At 44.8% G+C, this 337-nt stretch carries 1 protein-coding gene; it reads left to right on the forward strand.

The genetic code is table 11. The features are described from left to right. Nucleotides 1-296, forward strand: a 296-nt coding sequence (locus tag A3735_RS22835) for a hypothetical protein (protein ID WP_231882628.1), incomplete at its 5' end; no start/stop codon positions are given. Nucleotides 297-337: the final 41 nt, after the last annotated feature.

The raw sequence follows: 337 nt of genomic DNA on the forward strand, positions 1-337 counted from the left end.
ATGGCGAGGAATTGTTGGAAATAATTGCGGAGTTTAGTGATTCAGAAATTGACTTACGCCCGATTGACCGACCGGTTAGAGGCCGGGAGCTGGATTATTACCAGAAGCTAAAAGCGATAGTCGCGCAGGTCGCCAAAGATTCGGGGATTGCTGTTCAGTTACTGGGCTCAAGAAAAATGTTAGAACGTGTTGTCATAAATGTTCGTCGGCATGGCGATAAAAGTTTGCCTAACGAGTATTTGGGATGGCGCAAGCCTTGGTTAGCAGAAAAAATGTCAAAGGCGCTAGGAATTTAGGAGAAATGATGACGCAATATACCTCGAGTACGAAACGATTT

Source organism: Oleiphilus sp. HI0061 (assembly GCF_001635675.1).